The organism is Thermacetogenium phaeum DSM 12270, from assembly GCF_000305935.1.
GTDB lineage: Bacteria > Bacillota > DSM-12270 > Thermacetogeniales > Thermacetogeniaceae > Thermacetogenium > Thermacetogenium phaeum.
In genome coordinates, this window is record NC_018870.1 from 897,728 (window position 1) to 923,194 (window position 25,467).

Here is a 25,467-nt window from a genome sequence, read left to right on the forward strand (position 1 = left end):
CCGGAGATTCTTATAGGTTTTCAAGATATAATATGCCTGTTTTTTAAAATATGACTTTGTTTGAGTAGATAACCATACTTGATATATTCAAAAAGTCCCGGGCTTGCCAATGCAAAGGTGAGGCCGTGGTGGCAGGAGGCGATGGCCGGACGGATATATAAGAGGTTTATATTTCTGCCATCACCCGCCGGCCGTGTCTGACGGTGGCGGTTCCCATCCCGGGGATGGGCTCCTTTATTGCCGGCCATACGGGGGAGAAGGTTGCGGAAGCCGGCCGCGATCAGGAGATGATCTTGGTAGCAGGGTTTGATCTGGATGGAATTGAGGACCGGCGGGCGCAGTGGGGGATTTTCAGGGACCGCAGACCTTGCATGTACGGGAGGATCCTGACCTGCGACGGCACATCGAAGGCGGCTCTCATGGCAAACCGGCAGGCGGCCGACCCGAGCATCGAGTAACGAAAAGTATACGTGTATACTTTGCGGAAAGGGGTTGTAACGTTGAAAAGTCTGGTGTAGTATTTACAACAAATTAATATTCCGGTAAGGCAGCCGGAGGATTTGGGATGAGGGAGTCCCCGGAGAACAGCGACGGGGGCTTTTGCATTTAAACGGCGGTTTTGCCGGATCTAAATCGAGCGTAACGCCTGTAGACCGCATGGTTGCGGGACCGGCGAGGTGGAGATGCCCCTGCTTGAGGAACGAGGCGGTTCCTGTAGACGGGGGCTTTTGTGTTTTTAAGAGCCCTTCCAGTAGGGCGAAGATTACAAATTTCTTGCCGGAAAGGGAGATGAGGTTGGATGACGAGAAAGATTGCGATTTACGGCAAAGGCGGCATCGGCAAGTCAACCACCCAGCAGAATACGGCAGCCGCACTGGCCTACTTCTACGGGAAGAAGGTTCTGATTCACGGGTGTGATCCCAAAGCCGACTGTACCCGCATGATCCTGGGAGGGAAGCCGCAGGAGACCGTAATGGATACCCTGCGGGAATTCGGTGAGGACGCAGTTACCCTCGAAAAGGTGGTTAAGACCGGCTTCTGCGGCATCAGGTGCGTGGAGTCCGGGGGGCCGGAGCCCGGTGTGGGTTGCGCCGGCAGAGGTGTGATCACCGCCATCAACCTGATGGAGGAGCTCGGTGCCTACACGCCCGATCTGGATTTCATCTTCTTTGATGTGCTGGGGGATGTGGTCTGCGGTGGCTTCGCCATGCCGGTCCGGGAAGGAAAGGCGGAAGAGATCTACATCGTTGCTTCGGGTGAAATGATGGCCCTTTATGCGGCAAACAACATCTGTCGCGGTATGGTAAAGTATGCCGAACAGAGCGGGGTACGCCTCGGCGGCATCATCTGCAACAGCCGCAATGTTGACGGCGAGAGGGAATTGATGGAGGAATTCTGCAAGAGAATCGGAACCCAGTTGATTCACTTTGTTCCCCGGGACAATATCGTACAGAAGGCTGAGTTTAACCGGCAAACGGTGACGGAGTTCGACCCTGAGTGTAACCAGGCCCGGGAGTACAAGGAACTCGCCCGGAAGATCATCGAGAACGAGATGTTTGTTATCCCGAAGCCGATGACGATGGACGAGATGGAAGCCCTTGTGGTGAAGTACGGGCTTTTGGATTAGGAGGGAATTGCCGTGAAAATGATCCGTGCAATCATCCGGCCGGAAAAGGCCGAGGATGTGGTCGACGCCCTTGCTGAGGCAGGGTTTGTGGCCCTGACTAAGATGGAGGTCGTTGGCCGGGGCAAACAAAAGGGGATTCACGTCGGCAGCGTTTACTACGACGAACTCCCCAAGGTTATGATTCTGATGGTTACGGAGGACGAAAATGTGGAGAAGGTTATGCAGATCATCACGCAGGCGGCGTTCACGGGAAATATCGGTGATGGAAAGATCTTTGTCAGTCCCGTGGACGAAGCCTACACCATCAGGACGGGAAGTAAAGGGCTCTAAGGGTTTGGAGGTGAGGCTTGATGAAAGAAGTAATGGCAATTATCCGGCCGAAGCAGATGACCAGAACAAAGGAAGTGCTGGCTGTCCTGGGTTTCCCGGCCCTGACTGCCTGGAGGGTGCTGGGGCGGGGAAAACAGAAGGGGCTTGCCGGTGAGGTCTCCTTCGAGGTCCACCCGAAGCTGATGAAGCAGGGCGGGGGGATGAAATTTGTCCCAAAGAGGTTGATCTCCCTGGTTGTGGAGGATGAGGACGTTCCTCTGGTTGTCGCCGCCATTATCAAAGTGAACCGGACTGGTGAAATCGGTGATGGCCGCATCTTCGTCTGTCCGGTGGATGATGCCGTCCGGATCCGGACGCAGGAAAGATCGTCAGAAGCGATTTCGTGAAGGAGGGAAGATCATGCCTCTTGTCAACATGAAGTGTAATGAGAAAATCCCCGAACGGGGAAAACACATTTATATACACGATCCGGAAAACCCGGTAATTCCCGCCTGTAATATCAGGACGATTCCGGGGGATATGACCGAGCGTGGCTGTGCCTTTGCCGGCGCCCGCGGGGTGATCGGTGGTCCAATCGCCGATATCATCGCGATGGTCCATGCACCGGTGGGGTGTGCCTGGTTTACGTGGGGGACGCGTCGCCACCTGTCTGATCTCTATGCCTGGGCGGTGCCAGGGCGGCTTACCAATGTCGCCTTCAACCGCCGTTACTGTGTGGTTACGGACATGCAAGAGAAGGATGTGGTCTTCGGCGGAGTGAAAAAGCTCAAGGCATCCTGCCTGGAAGCATTCCGGCTCTTTCCGGAAGCTCGGGGCATGATCATCTTTACCACCTGTACCACTGGCCTCATCGGGGACGACGTCCAGGGGGTGGCCAGACAGGTGGAAAAGGAAGTGGGGAAGCCGGTCTTTACGTCAGAATCGCCTGGTTGCTCGGGTGTGAGCCAGTCTAAGGGCCACCACGACTTTAATATCCAGTTTTACCGCCAGATTAACGCCCTGCGGGAGCGCCGCCCGGAGCTGAAGATGCGGGAGGAGGAAAAAACCCCCTACGACATCTGCCTGATCGGGGATTATAACATGGACTGGGATCTGCAGGTCATCCGTCCCCTCTTTGAAAAGATCGGTGTGCGCGTCGCTGCCGTTTTCTCGGGAAACGAACGCATCGAGAACCTGATCAAGATGCTGGACGTCAAGCTCAACGTTGTTCACTGCCAGCGCTCTGCGGAGTACATCGCCCAGATGATTAAAGACGGGTACAATACCCCGTTCATACGGGTTTCTCTTTTCGGCATTGAGCAGACCAGTCAGGCCCTGCGTGAGGTGGCGGCCTTCTTTGGCCTTGAGAAAAAAGCGGAGCAGGTCATCGCCGAGGAGAAGGCCCGCGTGGAAAAGGCCCTGGCCTTTTACAGGGCAAAGCTGGCCGGCAAGCGGATCGCCGTCTATGTAGGCGGCCCGCGGGTCTGGCACTGGATTAAGCTGCTGGAGGAGCTGGGCATGGAGGTTGTGTCCGGTGCCTGTACCTTTGCCCACGAGGACGACTACGAAAAGATCAACGCCCGGGCCAAGGGGGGGATCTTGGTCATTGATGCCCCGAACGAGTTCGAGATCGAGGAGATGCTGGTGACCCTCAAGCCCGACCTTTTCTTGACCGGGCTCAAGGAGAAGTATCTTGCCCGCAAGCTGGGGGTTCCTACGGTAAACTCCCACTCCTACGAAAAGGGGCCCTACGCGGGGTTTGCCGGTATGGTGAACTTTGCCCGGGACATCTACCAGGGTATTTACGCACCGGTGTGGCGCTTCCAGGGCGGCCTGCCGGAGGCGGAAAAGGAGGTTGAAGCAGAATGAGATTGCGAGAAATACCGACAGACGGCATTCCGTACGACAGGCTGTGTGTCGAGAAGATTCCCGCCGCTCCCGAATACATCCCGCGCGATCCGGAACTGGTGCCGGCATCAAACCGGTCGGTGGTTATAAACCCCAACCGCATCTGCATGCCGATCGGGGCGATGTGGGCGGTGCTCGGGATACACCGGGCAATCCCCTTTGTTCAGGGGGCACAGGGCTGCACCACCTACGCCCGCTACACCTTCTGCCGGATCTTCAAAGAGCCTGCCACCATTGCCACCGCCTCCTTCCACGAGGACGCCGCTGTATTCGGGGGGCGGAAGAATGTCGTCGAGGGTATCCGCAACCTGGTGGTACGCTACTGGCCGGAGGTCATCGGAGTTGTAACCACCTGCTCCAGCGAGATCATGGGGGATGACATGGTTAGCTTTTTGAAAGAGGCCAGGGCGCGGCTTAGCAGGGAGATCGGGAAGGAAAAGGTGGAGGAGATCTCAGTCGTCCTGATCAACACCCCGAGCTTCGCCGGTTCCCACGTGGAGGGGTACGACCGGGCGTCCAGAGCGTTTTTGGAATCGCTGGCGACCACCAGGGACGTGCCCTCGGAGCGGGTGAACATCATTCCTGGCATGCTCTACCCCGGTGACATTCGCGAGATCAAACACCTGCTGCGGGAGATGGGTGTAGGGGGGACCATCCTGTTCGACATCTCCGATACCTTGGATGCACCCCTGAACCCCCCTCAGGAGATCCCCTATTACCCGCCTGGGGGCACCCCTGTGTCCGGGATCAGGCAGATGGCCAATGCCCGGGCGACCTTTGCCCTGCAGCCCCATGCCGGGGGAAGCGGAGCGCGCTACCTGGAGCGAAAATTCGGTATACCCGCTTTCATCGGGCCTGTGCCGATCGGGGTAGCCGCCACCGATGCCTTTCTTCAAAACTTGAGCAGGATTACAGGTCGTGAGATACCGGCGTCCCTGCGAGACGAGCGCGGGCGGCTGGTGGATGCCATGGCCGATACCCTGCACCACACCATGATGAAGCGTGTCGCCATCTTCGGCGACCCCGATGTGGTCATTGGGATGACCAGGTTTGCCTGTGAACTGGGGATGACGCCCGTGGCAGTGTCGTCGGGAACCCCGAGCAGAACCTTTGAAGGGGAGATAGAGTCAATATTTAGAGAATACCGGGAACTGTTCCTGGCGGAGCCCAGGGTGTTCAACGGCGGCGACCTGTTTGAGTTTGAGGAGTATTTAAAAACCCTCCCGCGGCTCGACTTGATCCTCGGCCATTCAAAGGGGGTCGATATTTCTAGGGAACTGGAAGTTCCCCTGGTGCGGGTTGGCTTCCCGATCTACGACCGGTTTGGCTACCAGAAGAAGCCGGTGGTGGGGTACCATGGGGCGGAACTGCTGCTCTACGAAATAGTTAACGAACTCCTGGACTACCGCTATCCGGACGACCGTACGCAGCAGCTTTAGCGAGATAAGAGCGAGGTGAAGTAAGTGCTGGATGCGGAGAAGCTTTTATCTGACCGGTGGAGGCACGTGGTGACCAAAGGTGATGGTACGGCGGTTCTTCCGGAATGCGGCAGACCCACCGTGCCGGGGCTGGTGTCGGAGCGTGCCTGCGCCTTCTACGGAGCACGCTGGATGCTGGCGGCCATCCCCGATGTCATTCACCTGGTGCACGGCCCGGCAGGTTGCGCTTATTTCGGGAGCATCGTGCGCCGGAAGAGCTACCGGGTGTTTTCCACCCAGCTGGAGGAGCGCGACATCGTATTCGGGGCAGGGGAGAAACTCTACCGGGCGGTGCTGGAGGCCGTCGCCACTGATCCCGGCGCCAGGGCGGTGCTGGTCTATGCCACGTGCTCCGCCGGCCTGATCGGAGACGATCTGGACGGCATCTGCAAGCGTGCCGCCCGGGCTGTCGGCCGCCCTGTTGTGCCAGTGAACTCCCCCGGTTTCTGCGGTTACAGCCAGGCGGCAGGGCACGATATCGCCGCCGGAGTGCTGCTGGAGCATTTCATCGGTACCGGGAAAGCCCAGGAACCGATTGCCAACGGTGTGAATCTCCTGGGCGAGTTTGATGTGATGGGGGACCTGCGGGAAATCGAGAGGCTGCTGCAGCAGTTGGGTCTGAGAATCCTCTGCGCCTTCTCCGGCAAGGCGGCGACGACGGCTATGGCCGATGCCCACCGCGCCAGGCTCAACATCGTTCACTGCCGTCGCACCGGGCAGAGACTGGCCGATGCCATGCAGGAAAGGTTCGGCACGCCGCAGTTGAAGGTTTCCTTTTTCGGTTTTGAGGAGACTGCATCTGCTCTGCGCTCCATCGGAAAGTTTTTCGGATCGGCCGGCGTGGAGGAGATCGTGGAGCGGGGTCGCCGGGAGGTTGAGGGTGCGGCGCCTTTTTTGAAGAAGCTGGCCGGCAAACGGGTGGCCCTGTTTTTCGGAGCTTCCCGGATGGGAACAATGGCCAGGGCCTTCGCCGAGCTGGGGATGGAGGTGGTCATGATCGGGTCCCAGTTCGGCTGCCTGGAAGACTACCGCGATGCCGGGGCCAGGGTACGGGCGGGTACGGTTCTGATCGACGATCCCCCGGAAAAGGAGCTGGAGGAGTTCATCAGGAAACACATGCCCCACCTGTTCGTGGGGGGCACGAAGGAAAAGTACCTCGCCACGAAACTGGGTGTTCCTTTTCTGGTTTTTCCCCAGGAGACGAGTTGCTTCGCCGGGTTCCGGGGGTTTGTGAACCTGGCGCGGGAGGTGGCGGGTCTGGTCGGTGCTCCCGTGTGGCGGCTGGCGGGGAGACTGCCGGAGATATAGCCTCAGCTTTAAGAGAATGTTACCGTACTTTGCAAACAGCGGAGGGATGAGTGAGTATGTACAGCGATATTGGGCAAGATATTTTTCACGAACATCCGTGTTTGAATAAAGCGGCAGCCAGGTGGTTCGGTCGCATCCACCTACCGGTGGCGCCGGAATGCAACATCAGGTGCCGCTACTGCACCAGGGTCTACGACTGCGCTAACGAGAACCGTCCCGGTGTGACCAGCCGGATTATCGGCCCAGGCGAGGCGTTACAACTGGTCACGGAAGTGGTTGAGCGCGACCGGCGCATCCGGGTGGTGGGGATTGCCGGCCCCGGCGACCCCCTGGCCAATGCTGAGACATTTGAAACACTGGGCCTGATACATGAGCGATTTCCTCATTTAATCAAGTGTCTCAGCACCAACGGCCTTTTATTGGAGGAGAGCCTGCCCCGGCTCAAGGCTGTAGGGGTCAAAGCGGTCACCGTAACCGTTAACGCCGTCTGCGTTGCCGTAGGGACGTATATCTACGATCACGTATGCTATTGGGGTGAGGTTTATCGCGGCCGGTTCGGAGTCGAACTGCTGCTTCGGGCGCAGCAGGCAGGGATCAGAAAAGCCGTAGCAATGGGGATGATGGTGAAGATAAACACGGTCTATATTCCTGGGGTAAACGACCGCCACCTGACCGATATAGCCAGGGCGACAAGGGCGGCGGGAGCACAGATCATGAACGTGATGCCGCTTATCCCCCAGGGCGAATTTGCAGAATTGCCACATCCCGATAGAGAACAGATCCGGCTTGCCCGACGGAATCTGGCTCGCATTATCGGGCAGATAGATCACTGTCGCCAGTGTAGGTCCGACGCGGTGGGTATGCTGTGCTGAGTGCAGGAGCGGGAGTGTGGGCGTTTAGAGTTTCCTGATGTGTGATGGGAGGGATATAAATGCTCAGGATTATAGACACAACCTTACGGGACGGGGAGCAGGCGCCGGGCGTTGCTTTTACAGTGAGAGAAAAGGTGAACATTGCAAGACTGCTTGACTGGCTGGGAGTGTATCAGATAGAAGCAGGAATCCCGGTAATGGGGGATTTGGAGCAGAAGGCGATCCGGGCCATTGCCAGGTCGAATTTGAAAGCAAGGGTAAGCGCATGGAACCGCCTCCTGCTGGCGGACATCCGGGCATCCCTTGCCTGCGGGGTGAAGGATATTCACATTTCCTGTCCCGCTTCCGAGCTCCAGATTCGTTACAAGCTCGGCCAAAGCAGGATGTGGGTGCTGGACTGTCTGAAAAGAGCCATACGCTACGCTTCCGACTACGGCTGCCGGGTGACGGTAGGGGCGGAAGACGCCAGCCGGGCGGATGCTTCGTTCCTGCTTGACCTTGCATTACTGGCGCAGGAAATGGGTGCCGAGCGCCTGCGGTATTGCGATACAATGGGTGTGTTAAATCCGTTCACCACTGTTGAGAGGCTTGACTGGCTCCGGTCGAACTTGTCCCTGGAGATTGAATTTCACGGGCATAACGACTTTGGTATGGCAACTGCCAACACCCTGGCGGCCATCAAGGCGGGTATCCGCTACGTGGACACCACCGTCGGAGGACTGGGTGAGCGCGCCGGCAATGCCTCTCTTGAGGAATTAAGTGCGGCTCTGCAGGGGATTTATGGTTACGATCCGGGGCTCAATAGCCGGGTGCTCCCGGTGTTGAGCCGGCACGTGGCGCGGGCGGCCAGGCGGCCAGTTTCCTTGCCCCGGCGCAGGATACTGGAACCGCTACCCCATTCAGTTGTCGGGTGGTGAAAAGCAGAGGGTAGCACTGGCCAGGGCTCTGATGACTAGGCCTTCGATTCTGCTGCTGGACGAACCGCTGGCTGCCCTGGACAGGGGCTTGCGAGAAAAAATGCGGCAGGAATTGCGGGAGCTGCATCAAGCGTGGCAAATCCCTTTTATCCTGGTAACACATTGCCGCTGTGAAGAGCAGCTGGCGGATAAAATTCTGCGACCTTTGCAGTACCCGGGTAACGTGAGTTGGGTAGATGGAAAGGGTGGTGTTCTGTGGAAGCGTTAGTGGTGCAGCATGTGGCCTGTGAAGGCCCAGGGCTGCTTGAGGATGTACTTGTTGGAAAAGGCTGGAGGCTGGACATCAGGTGCATGGACCAGCCAGGGGCAACCCTGCCGGAAAGCCTGGGGAATTATGATGCCCTCGTAATTCTTGGCGGGCCAATGGGAGCCTACGAGGAAGAGATTTATCCTTATCTTTTACAGGTGCAGGGGTTGATAAGAGAAGCGGTAACAATGCGGCTGCCCGCGCTGGGGATCTGCCTGGGCGGGCAGCTCATCGCGCGCGCCCTGGGAGCAAGTGTGGGGCCGAATCCGGTCAAAGAGATCGGCTGTTACCAGATTCGTCTAACTCCAGCTGGATTGGTGGCGCCGCTTTTTACCGGTATGCCACCCGAGTTGTTGGTTTTTCAGTGGCATAGCGATACCTTTGCCTTGCCTAAAGGCGCTTTACTGCTTGCTGAAGGTGATACGTGCCTCAACCAGGCGTTTGTCTATGGAGCGCATGCTTACGGCGGTTATGCCTGGGGACTCCAATTCCACCTGGAAGTGACCCCGGAGATGATCGAGGAATGGGCAAGGCTCTACGCCGATGAGCTTATCGATTGTGGCGGACCCGGAGCGGCGGATAGGCTTCTGGATGAGACCAGATCCCGGTGGGAAGAGATACGCCCCATCCAGGAGCTCTTCCTCAACAATCTCGAGAGGATTCTGCGGGGGACCGGTCTCGCCAGCTGATTCTCTTAGACGAATTATACCTGAAAGTATACCTGTATACTTTGCAATAAAGGGTTGATTTGCTGAAGTAATCGAGTATTATTTTTATAAAATGTATTACCGGTGAGGCAGCCGGTAGTTGGGATAAAGGAGTCCCCGAGAAATTCGGGGGCTTTGCATTTCCGGCGGTTGCGAAAGCCATAGGATTTGCGCCGTAATCCGCAGGGCCGCGGTAACGGCCAGGCAGTGATGCCCCTGTTGAGGAACGCAGAGGTTCCTAGAACAGGGGTTTTTCATTTCTTAGCTTCGGCATGCCTTTGGGGTTTGGTTATGATTGCAATTTACTACCTTGTCCTTTTTGTAATATAGCATTGGTCGGCATGGAGTTTCGGGCATGCCGGAAGGGGGATTTTGTTGATGGAAGGTAAAGCTGTAGACCGCATCGCGGTAGAAAGAGGGAGGTAGCGCTACCTCTGTTAGGGTAACGATGGTGTTTCTAACGGAGGTTTGCTTTATCAAAAACTTGGTCATGAAAGGGGGGATTTCGAATTAGTAGACATTATGAAAAATACCAGAAAGAGGAGGTAAGGATCGGTTAATCTGTTAGTTAAAAGATGGGAGCAATTTGTCTTGAAGGAGGTAAAAAGAATGAAAAAGGCGCGAACCTTTCTGGTAATCTTCAATATCTTTCTTATGGTATTGCTCTTTTTCAGCTTTGTCTCGATTGCTCTGGCGGCCGACCCCACGGGAGCGGAAACCTTGAAGGGGAATGAGGATGCTCCTGTTGACTACATCTGGGTGCTAATCTCAGGATTTTTGGTCTTCTTTATGCAGGCGGGTTTTGCGATGGTGGAGGCCGGGTTCTGCAGGGCCAAGAACGCCACAAACCTGCTCAGCAAGAACCTGATCGACCTCGTTGTGGCCTCCCTCGTTTTGTTTGCCGTTGGTTACGGATTCCTCAAAGGCAAGGATGTGGCGGGGTTTATCGGAACGGGAAACTGGTTTCTTCACGGGGATGCCTATGATGTGGGGGTTTACCTTGATTTCTTCTGGCAACTGGTCTTCTGTGGCACTGCGGCCACGATCGTTTCCGGGGCGGTTGCCGAACGGCTCAAGTTCCCGGCTTATCTGCTCTATACCTTTTTCGTCAGCCTGATCATTTACCCCATTTACGCCCACTGGGTATGGGGCGGCGGCTGGCTCTCGCAGCTGCCGTTTGGTCTGGGGCATTTGGACTTTGCAGGTTCCGGGGTGGTTCACGCCGTCGGCGGGATGGTCGGCCTGGCGGGTGCCATCGTACTCGGGCCGCGTTTCGGCAAGTACGGGCGGGACGGCAAGCCGCGCCCCATTATCGGCCATAATATGGCTCTTGCCGCACTGGGCACCTTTATTCTCTGGTTCGGCTGGTTCGGGTTTAACCCCGGCAGCACCTTTAGCGCCCACCATCTCAGAATTGCCGTGGTGGCCGTGAACACGAACCTGGCTGCGGCGGCGGGCGCTCTGACGGCATTGATTGTGGTGTACCTTAAAACCCGGAAGTGGGACCTGGGTATGGCCTTAAACGGCACCCTGGGCGGACTGGTGGCCGTCACTGCGCCCTGTGCCTGGGTGGAGGCATGGGCGGCCGTGGTAATCGGAGCGTTTGCCGGACTCATCGTCGTGGCCGGCGTATACTTCCTGGAATCCCGGGGGGTTGATGACCCCGTGGGTGCGGTGAGCGTTCACGGCTTTTGCGGGATCTGGGGTTTGATCAGCGTTGGGTTGTTTGCTGACGGCACTTACGGCATCTATTCCACCGAAACGCCCTTTGTTACAGGACTTTTCTATGGGGGAGGCTTCGGTCAGCTGCTCGCCCAGCTCATCGGTGTTCTCTGTGTTGCGGTGTGGGCTTTTGGGTTGGGCTACTTGATGTTCAAGGGTATGGATCTGCTCTTCGGTATCAGGGTATCCCCGGAGGAAGAGTTGATCGGTCTGGATGTCCCCGAACATGGGACTCCGGCCTATCCGGAGTTTCAGCGCCAGCGCACAACGGTGCTAAATGTATAATGATGATTTAAAGGATTGAGGGTATGAGTTGCAGAAAGGAGGGGTTTTTTTGTTCAAATTGGAGATTATCGTTCGAGAGGAAAGAGTTGAAGAGGTAATTGAAGCGCTCAAAGGTACCGGTTACCCGGGTTTGTCGATTATGTCAATCGAGGGACGGGGGCAGCAAAACGGGATTCAAGAGCAATTCCGCGGGCGGTCGTACATCATACCCTTTCTTCCTAAGAAAAAGGTAGAGATCTTGATCAGGGAAGAGGATCTGGAAAAGGTTAAAAACGCCGTAATCAAAGCCGCCCGGACCGGCGAACCCGGGGACGGGAAGATCTTTGTGATGCCGGTAGTGGATGTGATCCGGATCCGCACCGGAGAGAGGGGGGAAGGCGCCATTTAAACCTTATTGGAGCTTATCCCCGAAGACGGCGAAACGATCCTGAAGCCCCTTTGTTGGTAAGCCACAGGGGGCTTTTTTTATGGATTGATGGGACATAAAATCTTGAGGCTCTGATCATGCTAATTAAAGAAGGCAGGAGGTGCAGAGCCGCTTGTTCCGTACTTTGCGCAAACCGCTGAAACCGAAAGAAATTAAAAAGCGCCGCCTGGAGGCGCAGCTGGAAAGGCTTCAGGCTGATGAGGAGATTTTAAAACTGCCGGTCAACCCCGATCTGGACAGGAATGTTGAATTGATGAAAAAGCTTTTCGGCGATAGCAGCGACTTTGTAATTCGCCAGTTCCACTTTGGGGCCAGCAAGGAGATCCGGGTTGTCCTGGTCTTTGTCGACGGCCTTGTCGACAGAAACTCTATCAGCGATTCGGTTCTCAAGCCCTTTGTCCTGCGCACTTTGGAACAGGATGGTTCGGAAGTGCTGCCGGCGAATCCTTATGACCTGATCGTCCACTGGCTGGTGACCTTTTACAGCGTCAAAGAGGAAAAAGAGATCGGTAAGCTGCTGGATCTGGTGCTGTCGGGGTTTGCCGCTCTGTTTATCGATGGTTCGGAGAAAGCGCTTGCCGTTGAAGTAAAAGGGTGGCCATCCCGGTCTGTTGAAGAGCCGAAGGCGGAGGCCTTCGCCAGGGGGCCGCGGGAGGGGTTTACTGAGACCATCCGTTACAATACAGCTCTGCTGCGGCGGCGGATCAAGACGCCCCGTTTGCGCTTCGATATGATGAGCATCGGCAGGTTCACCAAAACCGACGTCTGTGTGGCCTACATTGACGGCCTGGTGAACCCGGCTCTCGTCACCGAAGTCAAGAACAGGCTGGAATCCATCGATACCGATGGCGTTTTGGAGTCCGGCTACCTGGAGGACTTCATCAAGGACAACTATAAAACGCTCTTTTCCCTCCTGGACCGCACCGAAAGACCGGACAAAGTTGCCGCGGCGCTCCTGGAGGGTCGGGCGGCCATTATCGTGGATACCACACCCTTTGCCCTCATCGTTCCGGCGGTGTTCAGCGAGTTTCTGCAGTCCCCTGAGGATTATTACGAGGGGAATGACTACATCCGCCCCATCCGCTGGCTGGCCCTGATCTTTACGGTCACCTTACCATCATTATACGTAGCCTTGACCACCTTCCATCAGGAGATGATCCCTACCGGTCTCGCCCTCAGCATGGCGGCCGGGCGGGAGGGCGTTCCCTTCCCTGCCGTTATTGAAGCGCTGATGATGGAGGTCACCTTTGATCTGCTCAGGGAGGCGGGGACGCGCATGCCGCGTTCCATTGGGCAGGCCCTGGGTGTTGTCGGCGCCCTCGTCCTCGGTCAGGCAGCGGTGGCTGCCGGGATTGTCAGCCCCTTTATGGTGATCGTTGTCGCCTTGACTGCCGTTGCCTCTTTTCTCGTTCCCAATTATTCCGCATCCCTCACCATCAGGTTCCTGCGCTACCCCTTCCTCCTGCTGGCCGGGTCGTTCGGGCTGGTGGGGATTTTCTGGGGCCTGGTATTTCTTTTGCTGCACCTGGCATCACTTCGGTCCTTCGGGGTGCCTTACCTCTATCCGCTGGCACCGGCAGTGCCCCGAGAATGGCAAGATGTCTTCTGGCGCTCCCCCTGGTGGAAAATGGACCAGAGGCCGCTTCTCTCCCGGTCCCCTAATGAAAGGAGGCAGGCACCTGCCCAGCGGCCGGAGCCCGACCGGAGGCCGGGTGATGGGGATGAAGGGGACGCCGGGGGCTAAGCCAATCAAAGTGACGGGTAGGGGGGTTGAATCGCCTTTAGAGTTTAGCATTGTTTTCGGTGGTTGCCCGAATAGCGGCCCAACAAATTTTTATTGATCGCAGGGGATTGCGGGGGAAAAATGGGTATCGAAAAAGGCAGAATTTCCTGGAGTCAGGTAATCTTCTTAACTGCAAACACCATACTGGCCAGCATGGTTTTGATAACTCCTGCTTTTTTGACAGGGACGGCGGGACAGGATGCCTGGCTGGCCGTCCTTGTCGCCGGCTTCTTCGGTATTGTTTTCGGATTGGTCGTTTTTTCCCTGGGACGGCGCTTCTCCCATAAGAACCTTGTCGAATACAGCATTGACCTTGTTGGGCCTTGGGCAGGCAGGCTGCTGGGGATCGTCTTCGGACTCTTTTTTCTCTACCTCAACTCCTATATCGTCCGTTCCTTCGGTGATATGTTGGTTACCGAAGCGATGCCGGAAACCCCCTTGGTTGTTTTTACGATCCTGATGGTGGGGCTGGCTGCCTACGGGGTCTATCTGGGGCTGGAGGTTTTCAGTCGGGTGAACGAGATCATTTTTCCCCTGTCTGTGCTGATCGCAGTTGTGTTCATTGGTCTGGGGATTCCGGATATGGATTTTTATCAACTGAAGCCGCTTTTTGAGCGCTCCTTCTTCGATGTGCTGCGCGGCGCCATGATTCTCTTCGGCTTCTTCGCCGAGGGAGCGTTTCTGTTGATGATTTTTCCCAATTTGCAGACCTCCGGGCAGGACAGGAAGATTGTCCTTGCGGTGAGCCTGATCCTCACCATTACGATGCTGGTCGATGTTGTGGGGTTAATCGCTCTCTTCGGATACGAAGAGACCTCCCGCTTTCTCTTTCCGAGTTTTGAGCTGGCCAAAAGCGTGCATTTGGGCATTTTTATCGATCGCCTGGAATCTCTGGTAGTAGGGGTTTGGGTGGCGACCATCTCCCTTAAAGTGATGGTTTTTTATTACATCTCTGTGCTGACCTTTGCAGAGGTTTTCGGCTTAAAGGACTATCGCCCTTTGGTCTTGCCGTTTGCTTTTCTCCTGACGGGGATATCTGTGTTGGGGTGGAGCAACAGCAACCAGGTCCGGATTTTCCTTCAGTACTATTTTCCTCTTCTCTCTATAAACGTACTGGGGGGGATAACGCTCTTGCTCTACATTGTTTCCTTTTGGCGACGGGGAAAATCTGAAAAGGGGGGCGGAAAAAATGAGGAGGGCGCTTTTCCCCAAGACTAAGGTGGGGGCAGTCTTTCTTTTGCTGTTATTTTTTCTTGCTTTTGGGTGTTCCGGATGCTGGAGCGCAGTAGAAATCGAACAGATGAGCTTTATTTCTGTTGTCGGGGTTGACTTTATTAGCCCCCAGGAGCTGCTGGTTTCCTTCCAGATCGTCAACCCGCGGGCGCTGGCAGGTGGAGCAGGAGGGGCGGGGGGAGGAGGCGGCAATGAACCGCCGGTTATCGTGCTCAGCGTCAGAGCACGGACCGTCCCCGATGCCCTGGCGAAACTGGCCTCGGAAAGCCCCCGCGTGGTGCGCTTCAAGCAGCTGAACGCCATAGTCCTGGGAGAAGAGCTGGCAAAAAAGGGGGTTGCCCAGGTAATGGACTTCTTCGCCCGCCACTGGGAGATGCGTCGCTCAATCTGGGTTCTGATTGCCAGAGGGAGCGCCGAGGATGTTTTATTGAAAGGGGCGCCTCTTCAGGAAAAGGTGCCCGGTATGGCTATAAAAATGAATATGGAACGCAGCGATGAACTGGCCCCTGTGCGCTATCCGGTCAGGTTAGGGGATTTCTTGAGCGATATGACCAGGGACGGTACGGATGCCATCGCTTCTTCTGTTGAGGTTGGCCCCATGCAGGAAGCAAGAACCGATAACAGCTCTAAGGAGCAGGGTGGAGACACCAAGGAGCAGGCAACTACAGGGGAGAAGGAGCTCGTCTTCCGGGGGGCGGGGATATTCAACGGTGACAAGCTGGTGGCTTTTCTAGGGCCGCAGGAAGCCCGGGGAGCGCGCTGGATGAGGGGAAATATCACCGGGGGGATTTATACGGTTCCTACGCCCCCCCAGGGCACCTGGGCTTCACTGGTGACGGAGCGGGCCGAGGTGCGGATTGAGCCGGTAATAACAAAGGATGATATCCGCTTCCGGGTGAAGATTAAAGACGATGGTTACATCTGATGTGTGGAAAAAAGAGGGCTTGCGGTCGGCAAGCCGGAGGTGTTGCGGGTGTTGGAGCGGGAAAAGGAAAAAGCGGTAACAAGGGATATCCAGGCCGCTGTCAGGATGTCTCGAGAATTACGCAGCGATTTTTTGGGCCTGGGGGACAGGCTCTACCGGGAGCACCCCGATGTCTGGGAAAGGGTTAAAGATGACTGGAGGGAGGTCTGGCTTCCCCGCATTGCGGTTGATGTGGAAGTAACGAGCAGGCTCAGAAGGCTGGGCACCATAGCCGAACCCCTTCCCATTCGAACGCCTTAAACGCAATAGCTTTTTTAAAGCAGTCTAAATTTCTGGGCTGCTTAATATTTCTTCCTAAATAATTCTTGATTGTCTTATCATAATGGCTCGTGTTAAAATATAACAGCTCAGCTACCCTAAGGAAACGGACCGAGCAGGAAGGATGGCTCCGGTAAAGGTGGCGAATTTATCCGGCTGGGCCGGTTGATGATTCAGCTGGAGCAGCAGGCTGGCCTCGCGATCTCCGGGTATATTCTCAACAGAGCATTTATGGTATGATTAATGAATGATTGAAGTGATCGGCAGATTTTAATAAGCCGTTCTTGAAAGCAGGGGGACCGCAATGGACAGTTCGGGGATGGTTCTCATGCCGGGCGGGGTGCGTGACCTCCTCCCCGGTGAAGCACGACGCAAGCGGGAACTGGAGAACAGGTTGATCGGGCTTTTCAGGTCCTGGGGCTATCAGGAGGTTGTGACACCCACCTTTGAATATTACGATGTGCTGGCACCGGCGCTGGGCAAGCTGCTTCCCGACCAGCTTTACCGGTTTATCGACGAGCAGGGGAGAATTATGGTTCTGCGGCCGGATATGACCACTCCCATCGCCCGGATGATGAGCACGCGCCTCCAGGGCCGGGAACTGCCGCAGCGCTATTGTTATGCGGCCAACGTTTTCCGGAGGGAGAACCACGCAGGGAGGCAGCGGGAGTTTTTTCAGGCGGGAGTGGAGCTTCTGGGAGCAGGAGGGCCAGCTGCCGATGCTGAAGTGATCAGCCTGGCCGCTGCCGCTCTGGAGCTGGCAGGGATAAAGGATTTTCGGGTTGCTGTCGGTCATGTTGAGGTCCTGGCAGGTGTTTTGAGAGGAGCGGGTTTTTCGGAGGCGGAACAGGAACAGGCGAAAATCGCCCTGGGCAGCAAAGACCTCGTAGCCTGGGAACGCCTGGTACTGAAATCCCTTCTTCCTCAGGACAGGAAAAAGGTTTTAGCCTCTTTGCCCTACCGGAATGGGGGTATTGAGGTGCTGGAACGGGTGCGAGACCTGATTAAGGATGAATCCGCTCGAGCCTCTCTGGAGAGCCTGAGCAGGGTATGGGAGAGCCTTGCGGACTTCGGCTTTCAGGGGAGGGCGGGAATTGATCTGACGCTTCTCAGGGGCCTGGAGTATTATACAGGGATTGTTTTTGAGTGCTATGCCGCGGGGGTCGGCTATCCCTTATGCGGTGGAGGCCGGTACGACTGCCTTTTGTCCAAATTCGGCCCTTCTCTGCCGGCAACGGGTTTTGCTCTGGTTATCGATCGCCTCCTGGCGGCGCTGGAGAGGCAGTCGGCGGCGGTGGAGGAGCAGGTCCCCGATTATTTTATTACAGGGGACGACCTGCGGAGCGTCTTCCAGAAGGCGAAGGAGTTGCGGGAGGAGGGCTTTATTGTCGAGGTGGACGTTTCGGAGCGCCCCCGGCGGGAGGCCATCGCCTATGCCTCCCGGAAGGGGATTCCGCAGATACTGGTGATCGAGAATTCGGAAACTGTGGAGAGATGAAAATGGCCGTAGATTGGATAACCTTTGCCCTTCCCAAAGGGCGTCTTTTGCCCTTCGCAACCGGCCTCCTGCGGGATGCCGGACTGCTGCGAACGGAAATAGACGGTAACGGGCGGCGCCTCGTATACAGGGATGAAGAAAGAGGGTTGCGCTACCTCATCTGCCGGGCTGCCGATGTTCCTACTTTTGTTGAGTACGGAGCTGCGGACTTAGGGGTGGCGGGAAAGGATGTGATCCTGGAGCAGGGAAAGGACATCTGCGAACTGCTGGACCTGGGCTTTGGAGAGTGCAGGTTTGTGGTCGCCGTTCCTGCGTCCAGGCTGGAGTTGTTTAAAGACGGTCTTGCAGGTTATCTCGCCCGCTGCGGGCAGCTGCGGGTGGCCACCAAGTTTCCGCGGGTGGCCGAACTCTACCTGCGCAGTCGGGGCCTTCCGGGTGAAATCATCAGGCTTTCGGGAAATATCGAGCTGGCTCCCCTGGTAGGTCTGGCCGAGGTGATCATCGATCTGGTTTCTACCGGGAGAACACTCCGGGAAAACAACTTGGTGGCAGTTGAGGATATTGCGGTTGCCACCGCCCGGCTGGTTGCCAACAGGGTTTTCTATCAGGTGAAAAACGACCAACTGCTTGCACTTGTAGAGGCCGTAAGAAAGACCTTGGAAAGAGGTGTCCAGGAATGCTGAAAGTGGTATCGAGTAGGGATGAGCTGGTGGCCCGGTTGCTGGAACGGGAGCACCGCGGTGAAGATCTGGAAGCCGGGGTGCGGGCGATTATCGACCAGGTGAGGGAACAGGGTGACGCCGGAGTTCTGGCCGCCACCAGAAGGTTCGATCGGGCGAATCTAACCGCTTCTGGACTGCAGGTGACGGAGGAGGAGATCCGGGAAGCCTATGCGAAGGTATCTCCTGAACTGTTGGAGTCGCTGCGCCAGGCCCATGAGCATATCCGTGACTTCCACGCCCGGCAGCTCTTGCAGTCCTGGTTTCAGCCGGGAAGGGATGGGGAGGTTGTCGGCCAACTTTACAGGCCCCTGAAGCGGGTGGGTATTTACGTTCCCGGGGGGACTGCGGCTTATCCCTCTTCCGTTTTGATGAACGCCGTTCCGGCGAAGGTGGCGGGGGTTGAAGAAATCATTATGGTAACTCCCCCGCGCCCCGACGGTAGCGTCCTTCCGCTGGTTCTCGTGGCGGCCGCCGAATCCGGAGTGACGAAGATCTTTAAAGCCGGGGGGGTTCAGGCGGTTGCTGCACTCGCTTACGGTACCGAGTCGATTCCCAAAGTGGACAAGATCGTGGGCCCCGGCAATATCTACGTAACGATTGCCAAACGGCTGGTTTTCGGGCTGGTGGATATCGACATGCTGGCAGGCCCCAGCGAGATCGTCGTTGTGGCCGACGGTGATGCCGATCCGGAGCTGGTGGCTGCGGATCTGCTCTCCCAGGCGGAGCACGATCCCCGGGCGGCAGCCATTCTGGTCACTCCCGATGAGGAGCTTGCCTGCAGGGTAAGGGATGAAGTGGAGAGGCAGCTGGCGGAGCTTCCCAGACGGGAGATAGCTGCTGAGGCCCTGGAAAACTACGGAGCCGCGGTTGTTACCGGGAGTCTGTCGGAGGCCGTGGAACTGGCCAATGAGCTGGCGCCGGAGCACCTGGAACTCTACATCCGGGAACCCTTCGCCTGGCTGGGCGCAATCGAAAATGCCGGTGCCGTTTTCCTCGGCTCATACGCCTCCGAGCCGGTGGGGGATTACTTTGCCGGCCCCAATCACGTCCTGCCTACAGGGGGAACGGCCAGGTTTTTCTCCCCTTTGAGTGTGGAGGATTTTCTCAAGCGCACCAGCGTTATCTATGCCTCTGAGCAAGCGCTTCAGAAGTGGGGGCCGCACATCGTCAGGCTGGCCGAGGATGAGGGGCTGGATGCCCATGCCCGGGCAGTTGCTTTGAGGCTGAAGCGGCTGGGATCTGATTAGGAAGAACTGCAGCGCGGACCAATAACTGTTTTCGGAACCGAGGTAATGTCCGTCAGGAGGGGGAGAAGAGTGGCGCGGGAAGCGGAGGTGCGAAGGGCAACCGGCGAAACCGAGATCCGGGTTAAGCTGGATCTGGATGGAGGCGGGAGCTTTCAAGGGGGTACGGGTGTCGGTTTTCTCGACCATATGCTGCACCTGCTGGCGCGGCACGCCCTTTTAGACCTGGTGGTTGAGGCTAAAGGCGATCTCCATGTAGACGCTCACCATACGGTGGAGGATACCGGGATCTGCCTGGGTCAGGCTCTGCGGAAGGCTTTGGGGGACAAGAAGGGGATTAACAGGTACGGCTGGGCATTGCTCCCCATGGATGAAGCCCTGGCCCTGGTTGCCGTAGACCTCAGCGGGAGGCCCTATCTGGCCTATGATGCCGTCATACCCGGCCTGTCCGCCGGTGATCTACCGGTGGAACTGGTACCCGAATTCTTCCGGGCGCTGGTCAACAACGCCGGGATTACTGCTCACCTGAGACTTTTGAGCGGGGCCAACACCCATCACAGCATTGAGGCCCTTTTTAAGGGGTTTGCCCGCGCCTTGAGGGAGGCTGTGAAAGCGGAGGAGCGGGAGAGAGGGGTGCCGTCGACCAAAGGGCTGCTTTAGGGCAGGTATTATCCGTGAAGAGGAGATGGGTTGGGTGATTGCCATCATCGACTACGGAATGGGCAACCTCAGAAGCGTGCAGAAGTGTCTGGAGAAAAATGGTTTCCGAACGGCGATAGTTTCCTCCCCGGATGGGCTGGCAGGGGCGGGAGGGATTATCCTCCCGGGGGTCGGAGCTTTTGAGGACGCCGTGGTGAATCTGCGCAGCCGCGGCCTCCACCGGGCGATCCGGGAGGCGGCAGATAAGGGCCAGCCGGTGCTGGGTATCTGCCTGGGGATGCAGCTCTTTTTTGAGGTCAGCGAGGAGGGCGGCTCTTGTGAGGGCCTGGGTATCTTTTCCGGGCGGGTGCGGCGCTTTGCCGGTGATCTCAAGGTTCCGCACATGGGTTGGAACCGGGTGGAATTGAGGGGTGCGAACCCCCTTTTTGAGGGGATACCTGACGGCTCCTATTTTTACTTTGTGCATTCCTATTACGTTGAGCCGGCCGCTGAGGAGTACATCGCCGGGGAAACTGAATACGGGGGCAGATTTGTTTCTGCGGTGGCGGACCGCAATGTTTTCGGTGTGCAGTTCCACCCGGAGAAGAGCAGTGACTTAGGGGAGCGCCTCCTTTACAACTTCGGAAAGCTGGTGGAGTCATGCTGATCTTCCCGGCCATTGATCTGAGGAGGGGAAAGTGTGTGCGCCTCACTCAGGGCAGGGCGGAGGAGGAAACCGTTTACGCCGCAGATCCGGTCGCCGTTGCCGGACGCTGGGTGGCTGAAGGGGCTCCCTGGCTGCACCTGGTCGACCTGGACGGGGCCTTCGCAGGGGAACCGCGTCAGCTCTCTGTGGTCGAGGAGATCGCCAGGAATGTCCGGGTCCCGATCCAGCTGGGGGGAGGGATCAGAACCCTCGATCAGATCCGCGCCGCTCTGGAAGCCGGGGTGGAAAGGGTGATCCTGGGGACGGCAGCGGTCACCTGCCCGGAGCTGGTGCGCAAGGCCTGCACCCTCTTCGGCGGTGAGCGGATCGTGGTGGGAATCGACGCCAGGGATGGCCTGGTGGCGGTTAAGGGTTGGCAGGAGTTATCGAGATGGCATTATCTGGACGTTGCCCGTCAGGTGCAGGAGTGCGGCTGCTTGCGGGTCGTCTTTACCGATACCGGTAAAGACGGGATGCTTACCGGCCCCAATATCGCAGCAACCGGGGAGCTGGCGGAAAAAACCGGTCTCAAAGTGATCGCCTCCGGCGGAGTTGGTACCCTGTCCGATATTGCCGCTCTGCGTTCTTTGGAGCCGCTCGGCGTGGAGGGGATTATTCTGGGGAAGGCGCTCTATGAAGGGAGGTTCTCCCTGAAAGAGGCCATCCGGGTTGCTGCCGGTGACCAGACGGAAGGTTCAAGGGTAGCCGGGGAATAATGCTGAGGAACCGCTCCCTGGTCTGTCCGAAAATCCTGGCAGCCGGGCATCCCCGTCCGGGTATAACAGTGAGGAACCGCACCCCTCAAGGGGTGTTCAAGAGTAATTGAAGAGATTAGGGCACGAAGTTTGGGGAGAGGAAAAGGATGCTTGCGAAACGTATCATCCCCTGCCTCGATGTAAAAGCGGGGCGGGTTGTCAAGGGTGTGAAGTTCGCCGACCTGCGGGATGCTGGGGATCCGGTGGAGATGGCGGCGGAGTACGACGCCGCAGGGGCGGACGAGCTGGTTTTCCTGGATATCACGGCATCTCTGGAGGGCCGCAGGACAATGGTCGATGTGGCCAGGCGAACGGCGGAGCAGGTGTTCATCCCCTTCACCGTGGGAGGAGGGATCAGATCCCTGGATGACATCAGGGAGATGCTGCTGGCCGGGGCCGACAAGACGGCAGTCAATACCGCGGCGGTTGAGAATCCGGGGCTGATCGCCGCTGCCGCCCGCAGATTCGGAAGCCAGTGCGTGGTGGTGGCCATCGATGCCCGCCGGAAAGAGCCGGGACGGTGGGAGGTGCTTACCCACGGCGGAACGCGGGGCACGGGTATCGATGCCGTTGCCTGGGCGCAAGAAATGGAGAGGCTGGGTGCAGGGGAAATCCTGCTGACCAGCTTCGATCGCGATGGGACGAAAGACGGCTACGACCTGGAGCTCACCAGGGCGGTGAGCGAAGCGGTGCGCATACCTGTTATTGCCTCAGGGGGTGTCGGCAGCCTGGAGCACCTTTATGAGGGGCTCACCGTAGGGAAGGCCGATGCGGTGCTGGCGGCTTCTATCTTCCATTACCGGGAGCATACTATCAGGGAGGCCAAGGAGTACCTGGCAGAGAGAGGGGTGCCTGTAAGGCTGTGAAAGCGCAACCGGTGCTGACGGACGAGCAAGAGATCGAGAGTTTTCTGGATTCCGTGAAATTCGACTCTCAGGGGCTGGTCCCGGCGGTGGTGCAGGATGCGGCCGGGGGTGAGGTTTTGATGGTGGCCTGGATGAACCGGGAGTCTTTAAGGCGCTCTCTGGAGAGCGGGAGAACCTGGTTTTACAGCAGGAGCAGGCAGTGCCTCTGGCCGAAAGGGGAAACCAGTGGGAACTACCAGTATATCAGGGAGGTTTACTGCGACTGTGACGGCGATACCCTTCTCTTCAAGGTAGAGCAGGTGGGAGCGGCCTGCCATCAGGGGACGCGTTCCTGTTTTTCTCATGTTGCCGGAACAACACCATCTGCATCCGGTTCCCCTGAAATCATCACCGGTCTTTATGCCCTGCTCGGGGAACGCCGCAAGACCCTACCGGAGGGGTCCTATACGGCCAGCCTCTTTCGTAAGGGAATCGACAGGATCGTCCAGAAGGTGGGGGAAGAAGCGGTGGAAGTGGTGATCGCCGGGAAGAATCGCGACCGGGAGGAGCTCATCGAAGAAACCGCGGATCTTGTTTACCACCTGCTGGTATTGCTGGTGGAGTGCGGGGTGACCCCTGAGGATATCTGCGCCAAACTGGCGGAGCGCCGACGGTAGGTGAAGGCGATGGATCTTCACAAGGAATTGAATCCGGCGCAGCTGGAGGCGGTGCTGCACGAAGGGGGTCCGATGATCATTTTCGCCGGGGCGGGAAGCGGCAAGACGCGGGTTTTGACCTACCGCATCGCCCACCTGGTGCAGAGGGGGGTGTCCCCCTTCCGGGTCCTGGCGGTGACCTTTACCAACCGCGCCGCCGCGGAAATGCGGGAGAGGGTACGGCAGCTGGTGGGCAGCGCCGCCCGGGACATCTGGATCAGCACCTTCCATTCTCTGGCAGTAAGGATCCTCCGGCAGGAGGCGCGCTTTCTGTCCTATGACCGCGATTTCGTTATTTTCGACGAAGCCGATCAGTTGACGCTGATCAAGCACTGCCTTCAGGAGTTGAGCGTCGACGACAGGAAATTCCGCCCGCGCGGCGTCCTGGCGGAGATCGGTAGCCTGAAAAATGAACTGATTACACCCGATGATTACAGGCAGATGACGCGCAATCCGCGGGAGGAGACCATTGCCCGGCTCTATGCCCGTTACCAGGAGAAGCTTCTCCAGCAGAACGCCCTGGATTTTGACGACCTCTTGATGCAGACGGTGGAGCTTTTCCGGAGGGAGCCTTGTGTGCTGGAGCACTACCAGCGCCGTTTTCAGCATATTCTGGTGGACGAGTACCAGGATACCAATCGCGCCCAGTACGTCCTGGTGCGGCAGCTGGCCGGGGGGCACCGGAACCTCTGCGTGGTTGGGGACGACGATCAATCCATTTACCGCTGGCGAGGAGCGGATATCAGGAATATACTGGAATTCGAGAAGGACTATCCAGAGGCCCGGGTATTCAAGCTGGAGCAGAACTACCGGTCTACCCAGCGCATCCTGGCGGTAGCCAATGCCGTGATCGCCAACAACCGGGGGCGAAAGCCCAAGGAGCTGTGGACTTCCAACGGAATCGGGGATCCTGTCTATTATTATCAGGCTTTTGATGAGCGGGATGAGGCGCAGTTCGTGACCGCCACCATCCGGGAACTGGTAAAGCGGGAGGAAGCCGGCTTTGGGGACTGCGCCGTATTCTACAGGACCAATGCCCAGTCCCGCTCCTTTGAGGAGGAGTTCATCCGCTGCAACATCCCCTACCGCATTTACGGCGGGGTGCGCTTCTATGAACGCAAAGAGATCAAGGATATCCTCGCCTATCTGCGACTGATCGCCAACCCCGCCGATGAGGTGTCCCTGCGGCGGATCATCAATGTGCCGCGCCGGGGGATCGGTGAAACGGTCCTCGCCCGGGCTGAAGAGGTCGCCCTCAGGGAGGGTAAGAGCCTGGCCGTCGTTCTGGCGGAGCCGGAGCGGATTCCGGGGCTGGGAGGTCGTGCCGTGAAGGCAGTCCGGGAATTCTTCCGCATGGTGGACGGCTGGCGGCGGCTGGAGGGATCGCTGCCCATAGCGGAACTTGTGGAGCGGGTTCTCGACGAAACCGGCTACATCTCCCTCCTGGAGGCCGAAAAGACCGTAGAGGCGGAGACGCGCCTGGAGAACCTCAAAGAGTTCCTGGGCGTGGCCCGGCAGTACGACGCCGGACTTGATAAATCTCTCGCCGGTTTCCTGGAGGAGCTTGCCCTGGTGGCGGATATCGACAATTACCGGCCGGAGGAGCAGGCAGTGGTTCTGATGACCATTCACAGCGCCAAGGGGATGGAGTTTCCCGTCGTCTTCCTCACCGGAATGGAGGAGGGGCTGTTTCCTCACGCCCGCGCTCTGGCCGAAGAGGCGGAGATAGAGGAGGAGCGCCGCCTTTGCTACGTGGGTATCACCAGGGCGCAACGCAGGCTTTATCTATCCTGGGCCACCAAGCGCTACCTGCATGGCAACGGCACCTTCCGGGAGCCTTCCCGCTTCCTCGAAGAGATACCGCCGGAGTTCCTGCATCCAGTGGTGCCCGGGGAGGGGGATGCTGCTGCCGGGCCTGAGCGGTCGGGTGCCGAGAGTGGACAGGGAATTGGAGACATTGGTGCTCTTAATGAGGCCTCCGCCGGCACCGAGGAGGTTGCCATAGCGGCCGTGGAATCAGAGGTTACCTACCGGGTGGGGGATAAGGTGGAACACAAGAAATTCGGGCGGGGGGTAGTCATGGAGACCAGAATCGGCCCCGGGGGTGACCTGGAGATCTTTGTGTCCTTTGAATCCGCCGGTTTTAAACACCTGATGGCGAAGTATGCTCCTCTCAAGAAGGTTTGACGGAGACCCTGGATGTTTAGAGGAATGGG

24 protein-coding genes and 1 pseudogene are annotated in these 25,467 nt (G+C 57.6%); all 25 read left to right on the forward strand.

Features of this window, described 5'->3' with window-relative positions; all coding sequences use genetic code 11:
• The first annotated feature begins 203 nt into the window (after positions 1-203).
• The 25 genes and pseudogenes from TPH_RS04335 to pcrA all read left to right on the forward strand — a co-directional run bounded on the left by TPH_RS04335 (position 204) and on the right by pcrA (position 25,438).
• A complete protein-coding gene (locus TPH_RS04335) occupies positions 204-458 on the forward strand; it encodes a hypothetical protein (protein WP_148275842.1) in 255 nt (84 codons plus the stop codon).
• Between the two features lie 341 nt (positions 459-799).
• Positions 800-1,627: a nitrogenase iron protein gene (nifH, locus tag TPH_RS04340; RefSeq protein WP_015049976.1), complete on the forward strand. Its 828-nt coding sequence runs from the start codon at positions 800-802 to the stop codon at positions 1,625-1,627.
• A gap of 18 nt (positions 1,628-1,645) precedes the next feature.
• Positions 1,646-1,957: a P-II family nitrogen regulator gene (locus tag TPH_RS04345; protein WP_330216588.1), complete on the forward strand. Its 312-nt coding sequence runs from the start codon at positions 1,646-1,648 to the stop codon at positions 1,955-1,957.
• A gap of 20 nt (positions 1,958-1,977) precedes the next feature.
• Complete coding sequence (locus TPH_RS04350; RefSeq protein ID WP_015049978.1) at positions 1,978-2,343, forward strand: P-II family nitrogen regulator; 366 nt, start codon at positions 1,978-1,980, stop codon at positions 2,341-2,343.
• Positions 2,344-2,356: 13 nt separating this feature from the next.
• Positions 2,357-3,805, forward strand: coding sequence for a nitrogenase component I subunit alpha (locus TPH_RS04355; RefSeq protein ID WP_015049979.1), 1,449 nt, complete (start codon positions 2,357-2,359; stop codon positions 3,803-3,805).
• Positions 3,802-5,283 carry a nitrogenase component 1 gene (locus TPH_RS04360; protein ID WP_015049980.1) on the forward strand — a complete coding sequence of 494 codons (1,482 nt, stop codon included), beginning with the start codon at positions 3,802-3,804 and terminating at the stop codon, positions 5,281-5,283. The genes TPH_RS04355 and TPH_RS04360 overlap by 4 nt, the downstream gene beginning before the upstream one ends.
• Before the next feature lie 24 nt (positions 5,284-5,307).
• Entirely contained in the window at positions 5,308-6,630 is a 1,323-nt protein-coding gene (locus TPH_RS04365; RefSeq protein WP_015049981.1) for a nitrogenase component 1, read from the forward strand.
• Between the two features lie 56 nt (positions 6,631-6,686).
• A complete protein-coding gene (locus TPH_RS04370) occupies positions 6,687-7,502 on the forward strand; it encodes a radical SAM protein (protein ID WP_015049982.1) in 816 nt (271 codons plus the stop codon).
• Positions 7,503-7,561: 59 nt separating this feature from the next.
• The gene (locus TPH_RS04375) at positions 7,562-8,419 is read left to right on the forward strand and encodes a beta/alpha barrel domain-containing protein (RefSeq protein WP_015049983.1); all 858 of its coding nucleotides are present in this window, start codon (positions 7,562-7,564) and stop codon (positions 8,417-8,419) included.
• Positions 8,406-8,687, forward strand: a complete 282-nt coding sequence (locus TPH_RS04380) for an ATP-binding cassette domain-containing protein (RefSeq protein WP_201764492.1) — start codon at positions 8,406-8,408, stop codon at positions 8,685-8,687. Before TPH_RS04375 ends, TPH_RS04380 begins: the two co-directional genes overlap by 14 nt.
• Positions 8,675-9,415, forward strand: a complete 741-nt coding sequence (locus tag TPH_RS04385) for a type 1 glutamine amidotransferase (RefSeq protein WP_015049985.1) — start codon at positions 8,675-8,677, stop codon at positions 9,413-9,415. Before TPH_RS04380 ends, TPH_RS04385 begins: the two co-directional genes overlap by 13 nt.
• A 627-nt stretch (positions 9,416-10,042) precedes the next feature.
• Positions 10,043-11,440, forward strand: a complete 1,398-nt coding sequence (locus TPH_RS04390; RefSeq protein WP_015049986.1) for an ammonium transporter — start codon at positions 10,043-10,045, stop codon at positions 11,438-11,440.
• A gap of 49 nt (positions 11,441-11,489) precedes the next feature.
• Positions 11,490-11,828, forward strand: a complete 339-nt coding sequence (locus TPH_RS04395; RefSeq protein WP_015049987.1) for a P-II family nitrogen regulator — start codon at positions 11,490-11,492, stop codon at positions 11,826-11,828.
• Positions 11,829-11,979: 151 nt separating this feature from the next.
• Positions 11,980-13,611, forward strand: coding sequence for a spore germination protein (locus TPH_RS04400; RefSeq protein ID WP_148275843.1), 1,632 nt, complete (start codon positions 11,980-11,982; stop codon positions 13,609-13,611).
• Positions 13,612-13,731: 120 nt separating this feature from the next.
• Positions 13,732-14,868, forward strand: coding sequence for a GerAB/ArcD/ProY family transporter (locus tag TPH_RS04405; protein ID WP_015049989.1), 1,137 nt, complete (start codon positions 13,732-13,734; stop codon positions 14,866-14,868).
• Positions 14,840-16,108, forward strand: a pseudogene (locus tag TPH_RS04410) (Ger(x)C family spore germination protein). Before TPH_RS04405 ends, TPH_RS04410 begins: the two are co-directional and overlap by 29 nt.
• 322 nt (positions 16,109-16,430) lie before the next feature.
• Entirely contained in the window at positions 16,431-17,624 is a 1,194-nt protein-coding gene (gene hisZ / locus TPH_RS04420) for an ATP phosphoribosyltransferase regulatory subunit (RefSeq protein ID WP_015049992.1), read from the forward strand.
• A gap of 2 nt (positions 17,625-17,626) precedes the next feature.
• Positions 17,627-18,307, forward strand: a complete 681-nt coding sequence (gene hisG / locus TPH_RS04425; RefSeq protein ID WP_015049993.1) for an ATP phosphoribosyltransferase — start codon at positions 17,627-17,629, stop codon at positions 18,305-18,307.
• Positions 18,301-19,593 (forward strand): histidinol dehydrogenase, encoded by a 1,293-nt coding sequence (hisD, locus tag TPH_RS04430; RefSeq protein WP_015049994.1) that lies wholly within the window; start codon positions 18,301-18,303, stop codon positions 19,591-19,593. The genes hisG and hisD overlap by 7 nt, the downstream gene beginning before the upstream one ends.
• 45 nt (positions 19,594-19,638) lie before the next feature.
• A complete protein-coding gene (hisB, locus tag TPH_RS04435) occupies positions 19,639-20,250 on the forward strand; it encodes an imidazoleglycerol-phosphate dehydratase HisB (RefSeq protein WP_162137333.1) in 612 nt (203 codons plus the stop codon).
• A gap of 25 nt (positions 20,251-20,275) precedes the next feature.
• Positions 20,276-20,896 (forward strand): imidazole glycerol phosphate synthase subunit HisH, encoded by a 621-nt coding sequence (gene hisH / locus TPH_RS04440; RefSeq protein WP_201764493.1) that lies wholly within the window; start codon positions 20,276-20,278, stop codon positions 20,894-20,896.
• Positions 20,890-21,651 (forward strand): 1-(5-phosphoribosyl)-5-[(5-phosphoribosylamino)methylideneamino]imidazole-4-carboxamide isomerase, encoded by a 762-nt coding sequence (hisA, locus tag TPH_RS04445; protein ID WP_015049997.1) that lies wholly within the window; start codon positions 20,890-20,892, stop codon positions 21,649-21,651. The genes hisH and hisA overlap by 7 nt, the downstream gene beginning before the upstream one ends.
• 146 nt (positions 21,652-21,797) lie before the next feature.
• A complete protein-coding gene (gene hisF, locus TPH_RS04450; RefSeq protein WP_015049998.1) occupies positions 21,798-22,556 on the forward strand; it encodes an imidazole glycerol phosphate synthase subunit HisF in 759 nt (252 codons plus the stop codon).
• Positions 22,553-23,212, forward strand: coding sequence for a bifunctional phosphoribosyl-AMP cyclohydrolase/phosphoribosyl-ATP diphosphatase HisIE (hisIE, locus tag TPH_RS04455; protein WP_015049999.1), 660 nt, complete (start codon positions 22,553-22,555; stop codon positions 23,210-23,212). Before hisF ends, hisIE begins: the two co-directional genes overlap by 4 nt.
• A 9-nt stretch (positions 23,213-23,221) precedes the next feature.
• A complete protein-coding gene (gene pcrA / locus TPH_RS04460) occupies positions 23,222-25,438 on the forward strand; it encodes a DNA helicase PcrA (RefSeq protein WP_015050000.1) in 2,217 nt (738 codons plus the stop codon).
• The last annotated feature ends 29 nt before the right edge of the window (positions 25,439-25,467 follow it).

What these genes read in the sequence shown, in the direction of transcription:
- nifH (WP_015049976.1), top strand. Translation starts at nt 800, where the DNA reads ATGACGAGAAAGATTGCGATTTACGGCAAAGGCGGCATCGGCAAGTCA.
- TPH_RS04345 (WP_330216588.1), top strand. Translation starts at nt 1,646, where the DNA reads ATGATCCGTGCAATCATCCGGCCGGAAAAGGCCGAGGATGTGGTCGAC.
- TPH_RS04350 (WP_015049978.1), top strand. Translation starts at nt 1,978, where the DNA reads ATGAAAGAAGTAATGGCAATTATCCGGCCGAAGCAGATGACCAGAACA.
- TPH_RS04355 (WP_015049979.1), top strand. Translation starts at nt 2,357, where the DNA reads ATGCCTCTTGTCAACATGAAGTGTAATGAGAAAATCCCCGAACGGGGA.
- TPH_RS04360 (WP_015049980.1), top strand. Translation starts at nt 3,802, where the DNA reads ATGAGATTGCGAGAAATACCGACAGACGGCATTCCGTACGACAGGCTG.
- TPH_RS04370 (WP_015049982.1), top strand. Translation starts at nt 6,687, where the DNA reads ATGTACAGCGATATTGGGCAAGATATTTTTCACGAACATCCGTGTTTG.
- TPH_RS04375 (WP_015049983.1), top strand. Translation starts at nt 7,562, where the DNA reads ATGCTCAGGATTATAGACACAACCTTACGGGACGGGGAGCAGGCGCCG.
- TPH_RS04390 (WP_015049986.1), top strand. Translation starts at nt 10,043, where the DNA reads ATGAAAAAGGCGCGAACCTTTCTGGTAATCTTCAATATCTTTCTTATG.
- TPH_RS04405 (WP_015049989.1), top strand. Translation starts at nt 13,732, where the DNA reads ATGGGTATCGAAAAAGGCAGAATTTCCTGGAGTCAGGTAATCTTCTTA.
- hisZ (WP_015049992.1), top strand. Translation starts at nt 16,431, where the DNA reads ATGGACAGTTCGGGGATGGTTCTCATGCCGGGCGGGGTGCGTGACCTC.
- hisG (WP_015049993.1), top strand. Translation starts at nt 17,627, where the DNA reads ATGGCCGTAGATTGGATAACCTTTGCCCTTCCCAAAGGGCGTCTTTTG.
- hisD (WP_015049994.1), top strand. Translation starts at nt 18,301, where the DNA reads ATGCTGAAAGTGGTATCGAGTAGGGATGAGCTGGTGGCCCGGTTGCTG.
- hisB (WP_162137333.1), top strand. Translation starts at nt 19,639, where the DNA reads ATGTCCGTCAGGAGGGGGAGAAGAGTGGCGCGGGAAGCGGAGGTGCGA.
- hisH (WP_201764493.1), top strand. Translation starts at nt 20,276, where the DNA reads ATGGGTTGGGTGATTGCCATCATCGACTACGGAATGGGCAACCTCAGA.
- hisA (WP_015049997.1), top strand. Translation starts at nt 20,890, where the DNA reads ATGCTGATCTTCCCGGCCATTGATCTGAGGAGGGGAAAGTGTGTGCGC.
- hisF (WP_015049998.1), top strand. Translation starts at nt 21,798, where the DNA reads ATGCTTGCGAAACGTATCATCCCCTGCCTCGATGTAAAAGCGGGGCGG.
- pcrA (WP_015050000.1), top strand. Translation starts at nt 23,222, where the DNA reads ATGGATCTTCACAAGGAATTGAATCCGGCGCAGCTGGAGGCGGTGCTG.